We start from the raw sequence: 17,094 nt of genomic DNA, 5'->3' as shown, positions 1-17,094 counted from the left end.
GCCATCTAACGAAAAAGGACCGCACCCTGCGGCGCGGTCCTCAAATCTAACAATCGATCAGCGATTACGCTGCCGCGCCACGGATCACTTTCGCAAACGGGCCGAACATGGATTCGTTCGCGCAGATCAGGTTGCCATCCTCAAGGATGTTACCGTCTTCGTGAATCGGCTCCAGTAGAGCACCTGCTTCGCGCACGATAACGAGGCCAGCAGCGATATCCCACGGCTTCAAACGGCGTTCCCAGAAGCCGTCGAACCGGCCAGCCGCGACATAGGCAAGGTCTAGAGACGCAGCGCCCAGACGACGCACACCCGAGGTCGCGGGCAGCAATTGACCGAGGTCACGCAGAGTCTGCGGCAGATCCGTGCTACCAGCAAACGGGAGGCCCGTTGCAAAGATACCGTCGATCAAACGGTGACGACCCGACACACGAATACGTGTCTCGTTCATCCATGCGCCCGACCCTTTTTCGGCATAGAACATCTCGTCTTTGACGGGGTCATAAACCACGCCCGCAACGATTTGGCCCTTATGTTCAAGGGCAATCGACACAGCCCAGTGACCCAGACCGTGTAAAAAGTTGGTGGTGCCATCAAGCGGATCAACGATCCAGCGACGGGTCGGATCTTCGCCTTCGATCTCTTTGGACTCTTCACCGAGGAAGCCGTAGGTCGGACGGGCTTCCATCAGTTCGGTGCGGATGATTTCCTCGGCATTGCGGTCGGCGCGAGTGACAAAGTCACCAGGCCCTTTGGTGCTGACCTGTAGCTGTTCAACTTCGGTAAAGTCTTTGAGCAAGGCGCGCCCAGCTTTACGGGCGGTCTTCATCATCACGTTCAGGTTTGCACTACCAGCCATCGGGGCCTCCGTTCACGGTCCAAGCAGCGCGTATAGGCAAATCCGATCAATCGGGCAAGGCCGCGAATGGCACTCTTTCGGGAAAAACGCACCGTTAACGATTTGTTTGGTTTTGATTGGCAACATGGGCTCAAAGGCAGGAAGAGGCCCATGATCGCGCAGAGTTTTGATAAGATCCGCTATCAAACCCGTTTTGCCATTCACGTGGCCACGCGGGATATAGCTAAACGCCTCGCCTCTGCGGCGATGATGTTGGTTATTTTGTGGTGGGTCGGCTACGGCACCCTGGCCCTGATCATGTCTGGCATTCTCGTCGCTTACGAGGTCGCGGCACATTGGCTTGCCCAGAAATTGCCCGAAAGGGACGAGGATATCACCGCCACCTATGTGTTCACCGTCTGGTTGGTGAACTGTAGCTCCGTCCTCTTTTATCTCGCGCCTGCGTTCCTTTTGGCAGCAGAGCCGTCCTCAGCCATGCTCCTCGCGGGGTTCTTGTGGCTCTTTGGGGTCTTTGTTCACATCACCAACACCTTCGCCGCCCTCCCGTTTTATAACTGGAGCCTGATGGCACCCTCCTTTGGCTCTGCCTTCGCGGTGTTCTGGCTCGCCAGCGAAAACGCGTTCCTCCCGTCGAGCGAAGGGGAATGGATCATCACCACGGGCATGATGGTCGTCTATATCTTCAACACTTTCGAAACCCTGCACAAACAAAAGGACACCCAGCGCGCCCTCAACGCCGCCCGCGAAGAGGCCAACGCCCGCTTGCGTGCCCTCGAACATCTGTCCCGCCATGACCCACTCACGGGCCTATTGAACCGTCGAGCGTTTGATGAAGAACTTGAACAACTCATTGCCCAGCGCCGTTTGGGCAGCGAATTGGGCGTGTTCCTCATCGACCTCGACGGGTTCAAGCCGATCAATGACACCTACAGCCATGAAGCGGGCGATCAGGTGCTTCAAGCCGTGGCGAGCCGCCTCTCCAAACTGGTGGGCGACACGGGCATCGTGGCCCGTCTGGGTGGCGACGAGTTTGCCATCGCATTTCGAACGATCACATCGGAAAAGGCCGCGCTGCGATTGGCCGACTATATTGCCCGCGCGATCCAAGCGCCTGTCGAATGGCACGAAAAGGAACTTCATATCTCGGCCTCGGTCGGCATTGGCCTCACACGGCACGCGGGCACCACGGTCGAAGGGCTATGTGGTGCAGCCGATCAGGCCATGTATCGCGCGAAAAACAGCTCTGGCATCTCAGCCGCGATTTACCGTGCCGACGATTTCGAACGTCGCCTGTCGCTTGAGGACCGCCGCGAAATCCTCGCCGCGATGCACAGCCGCGAAATCCGCCCCTATTACCAACCCAAGGTCGACCTCGCCACGGGCCGCAGCATCGGGTTCGAGGCCCTCGCCCGCTGGATTCACCCGACCAAAGGTCCCCTGCCCCCGAACCACTTTATCCCGCAGATCAACGAACTTGGCCTGCACGGTGATTTCCTGTCGCATATGGCGGGCTGCGTGCTCCACGACATCGAACAGCTTTTGGCCGAAGGCCTCGACCCAGGCGAAGTGTCGATCAACGTTCCCGAGGTCGCTCTTGCCACGCAATCTGGCCGCGCTGACCTCAACGACCTGCTCAGCCGGCATCCGAACGCCCGCCGCCATATCACGCTCGAAATCACCGAGGACGTGTTCATCGCCCGCTCTGCCGACACCATTCAGGCCAGCATCGCCCATTTCCGATCCGAAGGACTGCGCGTGTCGCTCGACGATTTTGGCACTGGCTTTGCGTCGTTCCAACACCTGCGCCAACTCGAATTCGATGAGCTAAAGATCGACATGAGCTTTGTCGCCGACCTTGGCCGCGATCCCACCGCCGAAGTGCTGATCCGTGGCTTTTTGGAAATCGCTGACGGTCTGGGCGTCTCTGTCATCGCGGAAGGCGTCGAAACCGAAGCCCAAGTCGATCACCTCCGCCGTCTGGGCTGCCGCCTCGGTCAGGGCTATCTCTTTGGCAAGGCGATGCCGATTGATGAAACCCGCATCCGCCTCTTTGCCGAGTCCAGTCGCGACCTTAGCCCCGTTGAAGTTTCACCGCCTCTTGCCGAGCCAGCCGAATAAAATGCGCAAGGTAGGGCCGCGTGTTCTCGGACTCGCGGGTCGCCGCAAACATTCGCCGTGTCATCCCGATCTTACCGTCCTTGCCCAATGGCCGCGTGACGTAATCGGACGATTGCCGCACCTGACGCACGACCCAGTCGGGCAGCACCGAAACCCCACGGTTGGATGCCACGAGCATCAGGATCACCGCCGTCAATTCGACCTGCCGCACCGCCGCTGGTTCGACCCGTGCGGGTGACAACAGCATCTTAAAGATGTCCAACCGCGACCGATCGACGGGATAGGTGATCAGCGTCTGCCCTTCAAAATCCTGCGCCTCGATCACTGCCTTTTGCGCAAGGGGATGATGGGACGAGGCAACAAACACAGGATCGTAGTCAAACAGCGGGTTAAAATCGACTTCCGACTGATCCTCAGGGTCCGAGGACACCACCAAATCGACCTCTTCGCGACGCAACGCGCTCATCGCATCAAACGAAAGGCTCGACCGGATATCGACGTCCACATCGGGCCAGACCTTGCGGAACTGTTCCAACACAGGGAGCAGCCATTCGAAACAAGCGTGACACTCCAGCGCGATATGCAGCCTGCCTGCGCGGCCGTCTTGCAGGCCTTCGAATTCGACCTCCAGATCGGCGAGGATCGGCAAAATCTGTTCCGCCGCCGCCAAAAGCCGCAAACCCGATGCCGACAAACGCAGAGGTTTCGCCCGACGCACGAAGAGTTCGACGCCGGCCTGATCTTCGATCCCTTTGATTTGATGGCTCAGGGCCGATTGCGTGATGTTCAACAAATCCGCCGCACGGGCCAGCCCGCCCGTGTCATGGATCGCCTTAATCGTGCGAAGATGCCGTATCTCAATGTGCATCATGAACGAACCTCATGATCGTCGTGAAAGTTATGAATTTGTCTCACATCATTTATTTTGCGACAAGGGGGCATCAACAAATAGGTGAATCATGTCGCGCCCCAATGTCTCGTTCGAATTCTTTCCACCCAAATCGCTGGACCAGTCGTTCCGGCTCTGGAACTGCGCGACGACCCTTGCTCCGATGAACCCGACCTTTGTGTCGGTGACCTACGGTGCAGGCGGCACTACACGCCAGCTCACCCACGAAGCCGTTGGCGCCATTCACAAAAACATCGGTCTGACCGTGGCAGCGCACCTCACCTGTGTTGAGGCAACCCGCGCTGAAACGCTCGAAATCGCGAATGCATATGCTGAGGTCGGCGTGACCGAAATCGTGGCCCTTCGTGGTGATGCACCCAAAGGCGCAGAGAAATTCCGCCCAACCGCTGATGGCTTCCAGTCGTCCATCGAACTGATCGAAGCGCTAGCGGATACGGGCAAATTCAAAATCCGCGTTGGTGCTTACCCTGAAAAGCACCCAGAATCAGGCGACTCTGCCGCTGACATCGAATGGCTGAAGCGCAAGATCGATGCGGGTGCGACCAGCGCGATCACTCAGTTCTTCTTTGAGGCAGAGACGTTCTTCCGCTTCCGTGACGCTTGCGAAAAAGCGGGCATCGACGCGCCGATCATTCCGGGCATCCTGCCGATTGAGAACTGGAACGGCGCGCGCAAGTTCGCCCAAATGTGCGGCACCTCGATCCCACAGATCGTTGCGGACGCTTTTGACAACGCGGCCAAAACTGGTTCGACCGACCTCTTGGCGACCGCTCTGGCAACTGAACTATGCGACGACCTGATCCGTGGCGGCGTGAACGACCTGCACTTCTACACGCTGAACAAACCGGACCTGACCCGCGACGTTTGCCATGCTTTGGGTGTGACCCCTCAGGTCAAACTCGAAAACGTGGCCTGATCCCATCCATCAGGCCTCGGGCCCGCTCTGTTTCGGAGCGGGCTTTTTCATTTCCAGCCCACGATCCGCGACGGTGTCATGCAACCGTTCGGACGGATCACGCCCAACCTTGCGGCGGTGACGCGACCAAAACAGTTTACCCCATTGCGCCCATGTGCCAACGGATGGCGCGGTCACATCGCAGGGGAACCGATCCCGCCAGCCGTCGGGCAAGGGCAGCCCCTGCCCTTCGAGCCGATCCAGCAACCAAACGAGCGGGATATTAGACAGGGGCCGCACATCCATGCGCCCACCCAATTGTCCACCAACATCGCCATGCGTGCCCTTAAACCAAACTTGTTCGATCTGCCCGTTCCAACGGTTTTGCGGCGCCCATATCTCTGGCAAGAACGCATCGCGGGTTTCATCCAAGGCCAGCGCATGAAAGGCAGAGCGAACACAAGGCTCCAACCCGTCCGAATGGAAACTGTGCCGCTTTTCCTCAAACTTCCACAGGATCGGCAGGCGAAGCCCCAGTGATTTCACCGTATCCCAAACGCCGATCGCCGCCACATCGGCAGTGCGATCACAGTAGAGTTCCTTGAACCGGCGGGCAAAAGGGCTGCGCGCACCGTGGGTGTAATAGCGGTAGGCCAGTTTGACATGCCGTTCGGTCGCGTCGTGGTGTTTGACGATCCCCACCCGCTGGATCACCCCCGCAAGCGACCGCACGGCAAAGGCCCCGCGTGAATAACCGATCAGGATAATCCGATCCCCAGGGTGCCAGCGCGAACATAAGACCCCATAGGCCCGTTCGATTTGCCGATTGATCCCGCGCCCTGCGATCACGCCAAAGGTTTCCGTCCAATCGCGCCACTGAATCCCCGCCTCATAATAGACGGTCATATTGGCCTTATGCCCCGCCTCGCGGAGCAGTTTGAACGTCAGACCCGCGTTGGTTTCAAAACCCTCGGCCAAGCTCGACATCGTCCCGTCGAGGATCACAACATGGGTCGCCTGTCCACGCTTGCGCCCACCGCCCTCTTCGCTGCGGGGACGACGGTTAAGGAGACCTAAAACCCAATCACGAATGGCCACTTTGTCCCCTTTGGTGAACAGGTTATGCCGTTACGCCTCAGCCTAACGCACAACCCAACAGTGTCCAGCCTAGTGATAGGGCGCGCACAAATCCTTTACCGTAATGGGATCGGACAGGCCGTAGCCGTTGAACCGCGTGGTGACGCCCGTGACATAGGCGCCCATCGACCGAAACACGATCCAATCGCCCTCGGCCAGACCCTCGGGCAAAGTCAACGGATCGCGCAATTGGTCAAGGCTATCGCAGGTCGGCCCAAAGGCCCGCACGCCCTGCCGCGCGGTATCACGCCAATCGCCCTCAGCGCTCATGACGGCCAAGGCAGGCGCGGGCATCGACACCATTTCAGACAGACCCCCGTAAATCCCATCGGTGAGGTAAACGCTCTGCCCACGAATGGATTTCACCTGCACCGCATAGGCGAAACTATCCGCCACGAGGCCCCGCCCCGGTTCACAGATCAACGTCGGACGCACAGCAAAAGCCGACATCGCTTCGCGGATCGCGGCAAAGAACGGCTCTAGCGGTTTTGGGGAGCCATCGCGCGACGCAGGAAACCCGCCGCCGACGTTCAAGCGGTCCAGCGTCACGCCCGCCCGCTCTGCAATCTGGGCGGCCGCGTGGATGTAGGTCACATAGGCCGCTGGGTCCGTGCATTGCGTGCCGACGTGGAAAGTCAGCGCCAATGGCCGATCCGAGGTCGCGACGTGGCGCAACAAATCGACCGCGAGATCGACCTCTGCGCCGAATTTCGCGCCGAAATCATAGGCCGCGCCTGCGACAGGCAGTTTGAACCGCACGGCGACTTCGGCGGTGGACGATACGCCCGCCGCGACCAGCTTTTCATATTCTGACAGCGCATCCACTGACCACGACACAACGCCTGCCGCGATGCCTGCAGCAATTTCGGCCTTGCTCCGCACGGGGTTGTTGTAATGCATCGGCGCATCAGGGCAGATCCGACGGATCAGCGCGATTTCATCGGGTGACGCCACATCGAATCCGTCCAAGCCCCCTGCACACAGACGCCGCAGCACGTCTTCGGTCGGGTTCGCCTTGACCGCATAGGTTACAAGACCCGGAAACCCGCGCCGAAATTCGGCCAGCCGAGCATCCAGACGGTCGGGCGCAAAGAAATGCACGGGCGTGGTGTCGGACCGTGCCGACAGCACATCCGCAATGGTTTGGGCCTCTACGGGCTGTTGATACATCTGCCTCTCCTGTTCGCTTTCCTCCAGTGTTCGCGAAAATTCAGACGATGTGTCGTGGCAGATTGAACAAAATGACTCTGCTTTTCGGCAAAATGACGGTATTATCGACGATATGACAGAATTGGACAGCACAGACCGCGCCGTGATCGCGGAACTCACCCGAAACGCCCGCTTGCCCGTCGCTAAGATCGCGCAGACGCTCGGACTGGCACGCACGACCGTTCAGGCCCGCATTGATCGGCTGGAACGGACGGGCGTGATTGCGGGCTATAGTTTGCGTCTGTCAGATCAGGTCCAACGCAGCACCATTCGCGCGACCGTGCTGATCCACATCCGCCCCTCGGCGCAGGCAGCGGTGTTGGTGCAGTTGAAACGGATGTCCTCGGTTGAGGTGGTGCATACGACCTCTGGTAGGTTCGACCTCTGCGCCCAATTGCGCACGGGATCGACGCTCGAACTAGATCAAACGCTCGACAAAATCGGAGAGATTGACGGCGTTCAGGCGATGGAGAGCCTTATCCACCTCTCAACCCGCATCAACCGCGCAGTTTAGCGCCCTTCGCCCTTTCCCTTTCGGCCCCTTTTGGCTAATCCACAGGGCAAGACCAGAAGGGATCATAAAGATGGCGATGGAAAAGACCTTTGACGCGGCCGAAGCCGAGGCCCGCATTTACAAAAAGTGGGAAGACGCAGGCGCATTTGCGGCTGGCGCGAACAAATCGCGCGACGAAACCTTTACCATCATGATCCCGCCGCCGAACGTGACGGGCGCACTGCACGTGGGCCACGCGTTCAACAACACGCTTCAGGATATTCTGATCCGTTGGCACCGTATGCGCGGCTTTGACACGCTCTGGCAGCCGGGTCAGGACCACGCAGGGATCGCGACCCAGCTTCAGGTCGAAAAGATGCTCGCTGCAACGGGTCAACCGGGTCGTCGCGATCTGGGCCGTGAGGCATTCCTCGACAAGGTTTGGGAATGGAAAGGCCAATACGGCAACACCATCATCAGCCAGCTGAAACGTCTGGGTTCGTCCTGCGACTGGTCGCGCAACGCGTTCACCATGTCGGGCGCTCCGAATGCCCCTGCTGGCGAAGAGGGCAACTTCCACGACGCCGTAATCAAAGTCTTTGTCGAAATGTACAACAAGGGTTTCATCTACCGCGGCAAGCGTCTGGTGAACTGGGACCCGCATTTTGAGACCGCGATTTCCGACCTCGAAGTTGAGAACATCGAAACCGACGGCCATATGTGGCACTTCAAATACCCGCTGGCGGGTGGCGAGACCTACACCTACGTCGAAAAAGACGAGGACGGGAATGTCACCTTTAGTGAGGAACGCGATTACATCTCTATCGCGACGACCCGCCCTGAAACCATGCTGGGTGACGGCGCGGTTGCGGTTCACCCTGATGACGAACGCTATGCGCCGATCGTCGGCAAGCTCTGCGAAATCCCTGTTGGTCCGAAAGAACAGCGCCGCCTGATCCCGATCATCACCGACGAATACCCTGATATGGCCTTTGGCTCGGGTGCGGTGAAAATCACGGGCGCACACGACTTTAACGACCACGAAGTCGCAAAGCGTGGCAACATCCCGCAATACCGCCTTATGGACACCCGTGGCGCAATGCGTGCCGATGGTGCGCCTTACGCCGAGGAAGCCGCGAAAGCCGCCGAATACGCAGCGGGCAAAGCATTTACCGTTCAGGAAATCGACGCGATCAACCTCGTGCCCGAAGAATACCGTGGCCTCGACCGTTTTGAGGCCCGCGAAAAGGTCGTTGCTGCGATCACCGCAGAGGGCCTCGCCGTGATGACCGTTGCGACGGACCCGCGTCTGGGCAAGGCCGCGCTGAAGGCAGATGCAGAGGGCGCAGATGCGCTGGTTCCGCTGGTCGAAGCAAAGCCGATCATGCAGCCGTTCGGCGACCGCTCGAAAGTCGTCATCGAGCCGATGCTGACCGACCAATGGTTCGTTGAAACCTCGAAAATCGTTGGCCCTGCGCTGGATGCCGTCCGCAATGGCGACATCAAGATCATGCCAGAGTCGGGCGAAAAGACCTATTACCACTGGCTCGAGAACATCGAACCGTGGTGTATCTCGCGCCAACTGTGGTGGGGCCACCAAATCCCTGTGTGGTATGACGCAGAAGGCAACGCCTATTGCGCCCCGACAGAGGCAGAGGCCGTTGCGCAATCGGGTGGCAAATCGCTCACCCGTGACCCCGACGTTCTCGACACATGGTTCTCGTCGGGTCTGTGGCCCATCGGGACGCTGGGCTGGCCGAACTGGGACGAGAGCACCTCGAAATACTTCTCGACCGATGTGTTGGTGACGGGTCAGGACATCCTGTTCTTCTGGGTTGCCCGCATGATCATGATGCAGCTCGCTGTTGTTGACGAAATCCCGTTCCACACCGTCTACCTGCACCAGCTCGTCCGCGACGAGAAGGGCAAGAAGATGTCGAAAACCACGGGCAACGTGATCGACCCGCTGGTGATCATTGATGAATACGGCGCCGACGCGCTGCGGTTCACCAATGCGTCGATGGCAGCGATTGGTGGCGTTCTGAAACTGTCCGAAGACCGCATCAAAGGCTACCGCAACTTTGGCACCAAACTGTGGAACGCGTCCCGTTTTGCAGAGATGAACGGTGCGGTGCATGGCGCGACTGAAATCCCGACCGCAACGGCGACCGTGAACAAGTGGATCATCGGTGAAACCGCTCGCGTCCGCGAAGAGGTCGACGCCGCGATTGAGGCGTATCGCTTTAACGATGCAGCAAACGCGCTCTACGGCTTTGTCTGGGGCAAGGTCTGCGACTGGTATGTCGAATTCTCGAAGCCGCTGATCATGGACGGCGACGACGCGGTCAAAGCCGAGACGCAAAAGGTCATGGGCTGGGTCATCGACCAGTGTCTGATCCTGCTGCACCCCTTCATGCCCTTCATCACCGAAGAGCTTTGGGGCACGCTGGCCGACAACCGTTCGAAAATGCTCGTCCACGCCGACTGGCCGACCTACACGGCCGCCGATCTGGTGGACGATGCGGCAGACGCAGAGTTGAACTGGGCGATTTCGTTGATCGAAGGCATCCGTTCGGCACGTGCACAGATGAACGTGCCTGTGGGTCTGTATGTCCCCGTGGTTATGCAAGAGGCCGACGCGGGCGCCAAGGCCGCTCTGGCGAACAACCAGACGCTCATCACCCGTCTGGCCCGCATCGGTGACATCACCGAATCCGCAGAAGCCCCCAAAGGGTCGATCACCATCACCACCAAGGGCGCGACCTTTGCGCTGCCTCTGGCGGACATCATCGACGTGGCCGCTGAAAAGGCCCGTGTGGAAAAGGTCTTGGGCAAATTGCAAAAGGAACTCGGGGGTCTGCGTGGCCGCCTGAACAACCCGAAATTTGCAGAAAGCGCCCCAGAAGAAGTGATCGAAGAAACCCGCGCCAACCTCGCCCTGCGCGAAGAAGAAGAGGCCCAGTTGAAGGCCGCTCTGGCACGTTTGGCCGAAATCGGCTGATCGGGTTGATCAATGGTAAAGAAGGGGCGGTCCATCGGGCCGCCCTTTTTCTATGCGGTTCTCATCTTGATGCCGCGACAAACAGTCTGCCCGCGCATAACCCCGTGGACGCGGTGCGAAAATTCACCCTAAACTCTGCCAAACGCCGCCAGTTCGCGGCCCCGATCAAGGAGAGGTCGGGCACGTAGGGGAGAGAGTTATGACCGCCATTCCGTCCATTTATGACGCGGGCCTAGACCGCAATGCCGCCAACCACGCAGCGCTCACCCCGCTGTCGTTCATTGCCCGCACCGTATCTGTGTATCCCGATTATCTGGCCGTGGTACACGGGGACCGTCGTCTGACATGGCGCGAAACCTATGCCCGCATGTGCCGCATCGGATCGGCATTGAACAAACGCGGGATTGGCAAAGGCGACACCGTGTCGATCATCGCGGCCAACACCCCAGAGATGTTCGAATCCCACTTTGCCGTCCCGATGTCGGGCGCTGTTCTGAACACGATCAACACGCGGCTTGAGGCAGAAACCATCGGCTTTATCCTGTCGCACGCGGAATCCAAGGTCGTCATGGTCGACCCAGAGTTCGCAGAAGTCGTCGACCGCGCGATCAAGATCAGTGGCCGCGATATGCTGGTCATCGACCTTGAGGACGCGATGTATGACGGTCCCGTCCACAAGATCGGCAGCATGACCTACGACGACCTTCTGGCCGAAGGCGACGAGGATTTTGACTGGCAGATGCCTGCCGACGAATGGGATGCGATTTCGCTGAACTACACCTCGGGCACAACGGGCAACCCCAAGGGCGTTGTCTATCACCATCGTGGTGCCGCGCTGAACGCGATGGGCAATATCCTGACATGGGGGATGCCGAACCATTCGCGCTACCTCTGGACGCTGCCGATGTTCCACTGCAACGGCTGGTGCTTCCCTTGGACCATCGCCGCGATGGCGGGCGTTTGCGTCTGTCTACGGGCCGTGCGGGTCGAACCGATCTTCCAACTGATCCGCGACGAAAAGGTCACCCACTTCTGCGGCGCACCTATCGTTCTGAATATGTTGGCGAGCGCCCCAGACGAGCTGAAAGACTTTACCCACGAGGTCAAAGTCATGACCGCAGCCGCCCCGCCCCCCGCCTCTGTCATCGCAAAGATGGAAGCAATGGGCGTGCAGGTCACCCACGCCTACGGCCTGACCGAATGTTACGGCCCCTCTGTGTCTTGCGCATGGAAAGAGGAATGGAACGAGGAAACGCCGAACGATCAGGCGAAACTGAAATCGCGTCAGGGCGTGCGGTATCACGTGCTCGACGGTTTGATGGTGGCCGATGCCGAAACGATGGAGCCGACACCCAAAGACGGCAAAACCATCGGTGAGATTTTCATGCGCGGCAATATCGTGATGAAAGGCTACCTCAAGAACCCGACCGCCACCGCCGAGGCATTTCGTGGCGGCTGGTTCGCAACGGGCGATTTGGCCGTGATGCACCCCGATGGGTATCTAGAGATCAAGGACCGCTCTAAGGACATCATCATCTCGGGTGGCGAGAATATCTCTTCGATCGAGATCGAAGATGTCCTCTACCGTCACCCCGCCGTGTCCGAGGCCGCAGTGGTTGCAAAACCTGACGAAAAATGGGGCGAAACGCCCTGTGCCTTTGTTGACCTGCGGGCAGGTGCGACGGTCACCGCCGAAGAACTGATCGCCTTCTGCCGTGAAAACATGGCGCACTTTAAGGCGCCCAAAACGCTGATTTTTGGGCCGTTGCCAAAGACCTCAACAGGTAAAGTGCAGAAATACGTGCTGCGCAACCGCGCCGCCCAAGAGGGTTAGGCGCGCGTAACCTTGGCCTCGCCGGCGGTCATCTCACCGTCGGCGCGGTCGAACCGAAGGTAAGCGATCCCTTTGCCGCCCGACACGGTGTGCAACACGCCCGCCTCTTTGTCGCCCGCCATGATCGGCGTGCCCGCCTCTGCCGCACCATCGACCAGCACCTGCACAAGGCCCTTTTTCAACTCGGTCTTGTGCTTCATCCGTGCGGTGACCTCTTGGCCGACATAGCAGCCCTTTTTGAAATCGACGCCGTGCAGACGGTCAAAGCCCTGTTCGAGGATGTAACTGTCTGGGCCAAGCTCCACACCCGTTTCAGGGATCAGATGTTCGATGCGTAGCGCGGCCCAATCGGTGCCATCATCGCCCCCTTCAGCCCCATAAAGCCGCCAGCCCAGCGCCGCGTCACGTGGATCGGTCAGGGCACCCTCTGGCGCATCGCCCGTGCCGCGTTTGACCTTGAGGTCGGTCGCTGCAATCTGCACATCGGCCCGCAGACGATACATCGTCAGACGTTGCATCAGTCCCGCCGCGAAAGGCGTCGCCACGTCGATCAGGATGCGATCCGCCTGCCCGACCAAAAAGAAATCCGCCAGATATTTCCCCTGCGGCGTCAACAGCGCCGCATAGGCAATCCCCTCGGTCGGGGTGCGGAGGTCATTTGTCGTCAGCCCATGCAGGAATTTCACACGGTCGCTGCCAGTCACGGCCAGAATGGTTCTGTCGGTCATCGGTTTTCCCTAAGTCGCTAGGGGTGGATATAGGGCTCAGTCTTCGGTTTTGAACTGCAGACGGTAGAGATCGGCGTAAATTCCGCCACGCGCCAACAATTCGTCGTGGGTGCCTTGGTCCATCACGCGGCCACGATCCATCACGACGATGCTGTCAGCATTGCGGACGGTGGACAGACGGTGCGCGATGACCAGCGTGGTGCGGCCTTCGGACAGGGTCTCTAGCGCGCTTTGAACGATCTGTTCGCTCTTGGTATCGAGCGCCGAGGTCGCCTCGTCCAACAAGAGGATCGGCGTATTCCGCACCAGCGCCCGTGCAATTGCGACCCGTTGACGTTGCCCGCCCGACAGGTTCGATCCACGCGGCCCCGCAGGGCTGTTCAGCCCGTCCGACAAACGCGGCAAGAAATCCGACACATGGGCGGCGGTCAGCGCGCGCTCAATACTCGCCTCGTCCAGATCGCGGCCCAAAAGGATGTTATCGCGCAGGGTTTCATCAAACAGCGCAGCGTCCTGACTAACGACAGAGAAGAGCCCCCGCAGATCAGCCAGCCCCATCGCGCGGTTATCAACCCCACCAATCGTGACAAGGCCCGAGGCTGGATCAACCAGTCGGGTCAGCACGTTAAAGACCGTCGATTTACCCGCACCAGACGACCCGACCAGAGCCGTCGTTTTGCCCGCCGCAGCGGTGAAGGACGCACCCTGAAGGACGGGCAGATCACCATAGGCGAGGTGGACATCGTTCAGGCGGATTTCTGGGGCACCGACAGGCGCCGCAGCAACGGTCGCAGGCGAGGAAATCGCTGGCGTGATGTTCAGAATTTCGCGGACACGGTTGGCGCTGACGGCAGCGGATTGCACCGCCCCCGACAGTTGCCCCAAACGGCGCAGCGGATCAAAGACCAGCGCCATCGCGGTGAAAAACGCCATGAATTCGCCCACGGTTTTGTCGCCCGCAATGATCTGCGAGCCGCCATACATGAGCACCACAAAGAACCCGACGCCCGTCATCAAATCGATGATGCCGGGGATCATCGCCATGCCGAATGTCGCCTTCACCTCGGCCCGCACGCGGCCCTTGGTCAGTTTGGTGTAGCGGCCCTGCTGGTAGTCTTCGAGGGTGTTGAGCTTGATCGGGTTGATGCCGTGGAACACCTCGTCGAGCTGTGTCGACATCTTTGTCGCCAGTTCCCGTGCGGCTTGGGTCTTGCGGCGGATATAACCCTGCACAGCGAGCGACGGCAGAACCAGAACAGGCAGACCAATCAGCGCCGCCAGCGTCCATTTCCAATCAAGCGACAGCGCCACCCCAAAGAGCCAGATCACCGACACACCATCCCGCACCACGTTGGTGATGATGTTCGTCCAGACGGTGCCAATATTGGCCACATCGCCCTGAACTCGTTCGATCAAACTCCCCGGAGGGTTCGACTGGTGAAACGACATTTCGAGCCGCATCAGATGCGCCAGCAGATCGCCCCGCATCCAGCCCGAGATCTTTTCGATCACCGATTTCATCACGACCTTCTGCCCGACCGAGGTCACGGCCCGCACGGTGAAAATCACGAAAATCGCGATACCGACCGACCACAGCGCAGAGGATTCACCTGCCACCAGCACATTGTCGAACATCGGTTTCATAACCAGAGACAACACGCCGACCATAGAGCCTTCGATCACCATCAACAGCGCAGCCCCAAGCAGGCTCCCCGATTGACGGCGGAGGTAGTTTTCCCAGAACCAGCGCAGAAGGCTGCCAACGGGTAGTTTCGTGTCTGACACTGTTATCCCTTTCGGTCTCTTGTATTCGGGATACCGATAAACCGTTCGTATGGAAAGACTTCGCCGATTGACGCGGCGGGAAGCCGCGTTAGTGTCACGGTGATTTTTGAATAGGTGATCAGAATGTCTCTTTCCAACGGCCGCCCCTACCTTGCGATCCCTGGACCTTCGGTTCTGCCGGATCGTGTGGTGCAAGCGATGATGCGGCCCTCGCCCAATATCTATCAGGGCGAACTGGTTGATATGACGGCCACCATTATCCCTGACCTCAAATCGGTTGCGCGCACCACGGGCCATGTGGCGATCTACATCGCCAACGGTCACGGTGTATGGGAGGCAGCACTGTCGAACGTCCTGTCACGGGGCGACAAGATCCTCGTTCTGGTCACGGGGCGGTTTGGGCATGGCTGGGCCGAAATGGCGCGGGGTCTGCACCTCGACCTAGAGGTGATGGATTTCGGGCAGCAGGCCTCTATCGACCTGAACCAAGTCGAAACCCGCCTGAAGGCCGACACCGACCACAGCATTAAGGCCGTTCTGGCGGTGCATGTGGACACCTCAACCTCGATCAAGAACGACATTGCGGGCGTCCGTCAGGCGATGGACGCCGCGGGGCACCCTGCTGTTTTGATGGCGGATTGCATCGCGTCTATGGGCTGTGATCGGTTCGAGATGGACGCTTGGGGCGCCGATGTCACCATCGCGGCGAGCCAGAAGGGTCTGATGACCCCTGCGGGTTTGGGCTTTGTCTGGTTCAACGACCGCGCGGCTGCGGCCCGTGAAAGCGCTGATCTAGCGACACGCTACTGGGACTGGAAACCGCGCGTCTCGCCAGAGATGTTCTATCAACACTTTGCAGGCACCCCACCGACACATCATCTCTTTGGGCTGCGTGCTGCCTTGGACTTGATCAACGAAGAAGGCATCGAACAGGTCTGGGCGCGTCACGAAACGCTTGCCCGCGCGGTTTGGGCTGCGGTCGAGGCATGGGGTCAGGGCGGTGAAATGCGGCTCAACATGGCGGACCCTGCGGGGCGCGGCCATTCGGTGACGTCGATCTACCTCGGTGGCAATGACGCCGACCGTCTGCGCCACTGGTGCGAAGAACATGCGGGCGTGACGCTGGGCATTGGCCTTGGGCGTGAACCGACCTCTGCGTGGTTCCGTATCGGCCACATGGGTCACGTGAACGCGCACATGGTGCTAGGTACGCTGTCGGTGATTGATGCGGGCCTCAAGGCGCTGCAAATCCCGCATGGGAACGGCGCGCTTTCTGCAGCAACATCGGTGGTCGCGGGGGTTTAACCCCGCGCTTCGGCCAAGGCATCTGGCAGGGCCGCGGCCAAAAGGTCGAGGTCACTCTCCGTGCCGCAGCTAGACGCTTTGGTTCAGCGGGCCAGCCTCATGCTACTCAGCACCACCTCATTGCTCGGCTTCGTGCGCGCTGCGATGGGCGTCACCCTGTTACCCGCCTTGGCCGTACCCAACGATGGCACCTTGGTCACGTTGCCGTGTCAGTCCAAGCGCTACGTGCGACGCCTCAACCTCATCACCCGTGCGGGCGTCACCCTCGCGCCTGCGGCAATCGCGTTGATCGATGCGGTGAAGGCCGAGGCAGAGGCTTGGGAAGCGCCCAATAGGTGAATCAAGCCAATTCAAGCCGAAGCCAAATGCGACCAGCATTTGAGCTGCGTGAGTTAGGTACGTATTAGGATTTAGTCAAGACGCCAATCCACCGGTCTGATGACACCCGTCTGATAAAAATGCTTAACGTGTGTGACGTACGCCATGAAGTCGCTGTTCTCAGTGGAGAGGCGGTTAACCATTTCCCAGCCGATCGTCTCACGCTCTTTCGCTGGAATCAGCTCTTGGCTTTCTGCCGGATTTTCAGTGTCTAACTGAATCACGCCAATGCCGTGTGCGGCCGAGAGCATACGAAGCTCTCTGAGGGTCTTGTCACCCTCGATCTCCGCGGCAACCAAGTAGCCGAAGTTGGCCCAAGAAGAATTGGATACAGTTTGAAAAAAGCACTCCCGCACGTTTGAGCTGTTCACCAATAGCTTCACCTCAAACGCCCAAAGCTTGGTTCGCTTGTCAAAGTGCTTCGCCACGCGCTCCTGCACCT

The 17,094-nt window shown here is 59.4% G+C and carries 13 protein-coding genes and 1 pseudogene; 7 read left to right on the top strand and 7 right to left on the bottom strand.

The features are described from left to right. Positions 1 to 64: 64 nt before the first annotated feature. Positions 65 to 859 (bottom strand): inositol monophosphatase family protein, encoded by a 795-nt coding sequence (locus AC1QQ2_RS09725; RefSeq protein ID WP_105235632.1) that lies wholly within the window; start codon positions 857 to 859, stop codon positions 65 to 67. Positions 860 to 1,009: 150 nt separating this feature from the next. On the opposite strand from AC1QQ2_RS09725, the gene AC1QQ2_RS09720 reads away from it, so the two are divergent. After that, positions 1,010 to 2,977, top strand: coding sequence for a putative bifunctional diguanylate cyclase/phosphodiesterase (locus AC1QQ2_RS09720; protein WP_479712976.1), 1,968 nt, complete (start codon positions 1,010 to 1,012; stop codon positions 2,975 to 2,977). Here AC1QQ2_RS09720 and AC1QQ2_RS09715 read toward each other — a convergent pair. Next, positions 2,931 to 3,845, bottom strand: a complete 915-nt coding sequence (locus tag AC1QQ2_RS09715; RefSeq protein ID WP_479712998.1) for a LysR family transcriptional regulator — start codon at positions 3,843 to 3,845, stop codon at positions 2,931 to 2,933. The two genes, AC1QQ2_RS09720 and AC1QQ2_RS09715, sit on opposite strands and share 47 nt — an antisense overlap. Before the next feature lie 91 nt (positions 3,846 to 3,936). Here AC1QQ2_RS09715 and metF point away from each other — a divergent pair, with 91 nt between their 5' ends. Then, positions 3,937 to 4,803 carry a methylenetetrahydrofolate reductase [NAD(P)H] gene (gene metF / locus AC1QQ2_RS09710; RefSeq protein WP_479712975.1) on the top strand — a complete coding sequence of 289 codons (867 nt, stop codon included), beginning with the start codon at positions 3,937 to 3,939 and terminating at the stop codon, positions 4,801 to 4,803. A 9-nt stretch (positions 4,804 to 4,812) separates the two neighbouring features. Here metF and AC1QQ2_RS09705 read toward each other — a convergent pair whose 3' ends face one another. After that, positions 4,813 to 5,880: a DUF2235 domain-containing protein gene (locus AC1QQ2_RS09705; protein ID WP_479712974.1), complete on the bottom strand. Its 1,068-nt coding sequence runs from the start codon at positions 5,878 to 5,880 to the stop codon at positions 4,813 to 4,815. 69 nt (positions 5,881 to 5,949) lie between these two features. Next, on the bottom strand, positions 5,950 to 7,089 hold the full coding sequence (locus tag AC1QQ2_RS09700) for a type III PLP-dependent enzyme domain-containing protein (RefSeq protein ID WP_479712973.1): 1,140 nt from the start codon (positions 7,087 to 7,089) through the stop codon (positions 5,950 to 5,952). A 112-nt stretch (positions 7,090 to 7,201) separates the two neighbouring features. On the opposite strand from AC1QQ2_RS09700, the gene AC1QQ2_RS09695 reads away from it, so the two are divergent. From AC1QQ2_RS09695 to AC1QQ2_RS09685, 3 genes are all read left to right on the top strand, one after another. Then, complete coding sequence (locus tag AC1QQ2_RS09695) at positions 7,202 to 7,642, top strand: Lrp/AsnC family transcriptional regulator (RefSeq protein ID WP_067550516.1); 441 nt, start codon at positions 7,202 to 7,204, stop codon at positions 7,640 to 7,642. A 70-nt stretch (positions 7,643 to 7,712) separates the two neighbouring features. Continuing rightward, positions 7,713 to 10,622 carry a valine--tRNA ligase gene (locus AC1QQ2_RS09690; RefSeq protein ID WP_479712972.1) on the top strand — a complete coding sequence of 970 codons (2,910 nt, stop codon included), beginning with the start codon at positions 7,713 to 7,715 and terminating at the stop codon, positions 10,620 to 10,622. Positions 10,623 to 10,821: 199 nt separating this feature from the next. Further along, positions 10,822 to 12,456 carry an acyl-CoA synthetase gene (locus AC1QQ2_RS09685; RefSeq protein ID WP_105235638.1) on the top strand — a complete coding sequence of 545 codons (1,635 nt, stop codon included), beginning with the start codon at positions 10,822 to 10,824 and terminating at the stop codon, positions 12,454 to 12,456. On the opposite strand, the gene ygfZ is transcribed toward AC1QQ2_RS09685, so the two are convergent. Continuing rightward, complete coding sequence (gene ygfZ, locus AC1QQ2_RS09680) at positions 12,453 to 13,184, bottom strand: CAF17-like 4Fe-4S cluster assembly/insertion protein YgfZ (RefSeq protein WP_479712971.1); 732 nt, start codon at positions 13,182 to 13,184, stop codon at positions 12,453 to 12,455. The two genes, AC1QQ2_RS09685 and ygfZ, sit on opposite strands and share 4 nt — an antisense overlap. Positions 13,185 to 13,220: 36 nt before the next feature. After that, positions 13,221 to 14,969: an ABC transporter ATP-binding protein gene (locus AC1QQ2_RS09675; protein WP_479712970.1), complete on the bottom strand. Its 1,749-nt coding sequence runs from the start codon at positions 14,967 to 14,969 to the stop codon at positions 13,221 to 13,223. Between the two features lie 123 nt (positions 14,970 to 15,092). Between AC1QQ2_RS09675 and AC1QQ2_RS09670 the strand changes: the two genes are divergently transcribed. Both AC1QQ2_RS09670 and AC1QQ2_RS09665 read left to right on the top strand, forming a co-directional pair. Further along, positions 15,093 to 16,274 carry a pyridoxal-phosphate-dependent aminotransferase family protein gene (locus AC1QQ2_RS09670; RefSeq protein ID WP_479712969.1) on the top strand — a complete coding sequence of 394 codons (1,182 nt, stop codon included), beginning with the start codon at positions 15,093 to 15,095 and terminating at the stop codon, positions 16,272 to 16,274. 60 nt (positions 16,275 to 16,334) lie between these two features. After that, positions 16,335 to 16,613 carry a LysR substrate-binding domain-containing protein gene (locus tag AC1QQ2_RS09665; RefSeq protein WP_479712968.1) on the top strand — a complete coding sequence of 93 codons (279 nt, stop codon included), beginning with the start codon at positions 16,335 to 16,337 and terminating at the stop codon, positions 16,611 to 16,613. A 71-nt stretch (positions 16,614 to 16,684) separates the two neighbouring features. On the opposite strand, the pseudogene AC1QQ2_RS09660 reads toward AC1QQ2_RS09665, so the two are convergent. Then, positions 16,685 to 17,094: pseudogene (locus AC1QQ2_RS09660) on the bottom strand (HrgA protein); the annotation flags it as partial.

It is taken from the genome of Aestuarium sp., from assembly GCF_023253315.1.
GTDB lineage: Bacteria > Pseudomonadota > Alphaproteobacteria > Rhodobacterales > Rhodobacteraceae > Marivivens > Marivivens donghaensis.
This window is presented reverse-complemented; position numbering and strand designations above follow the sequence as displayed.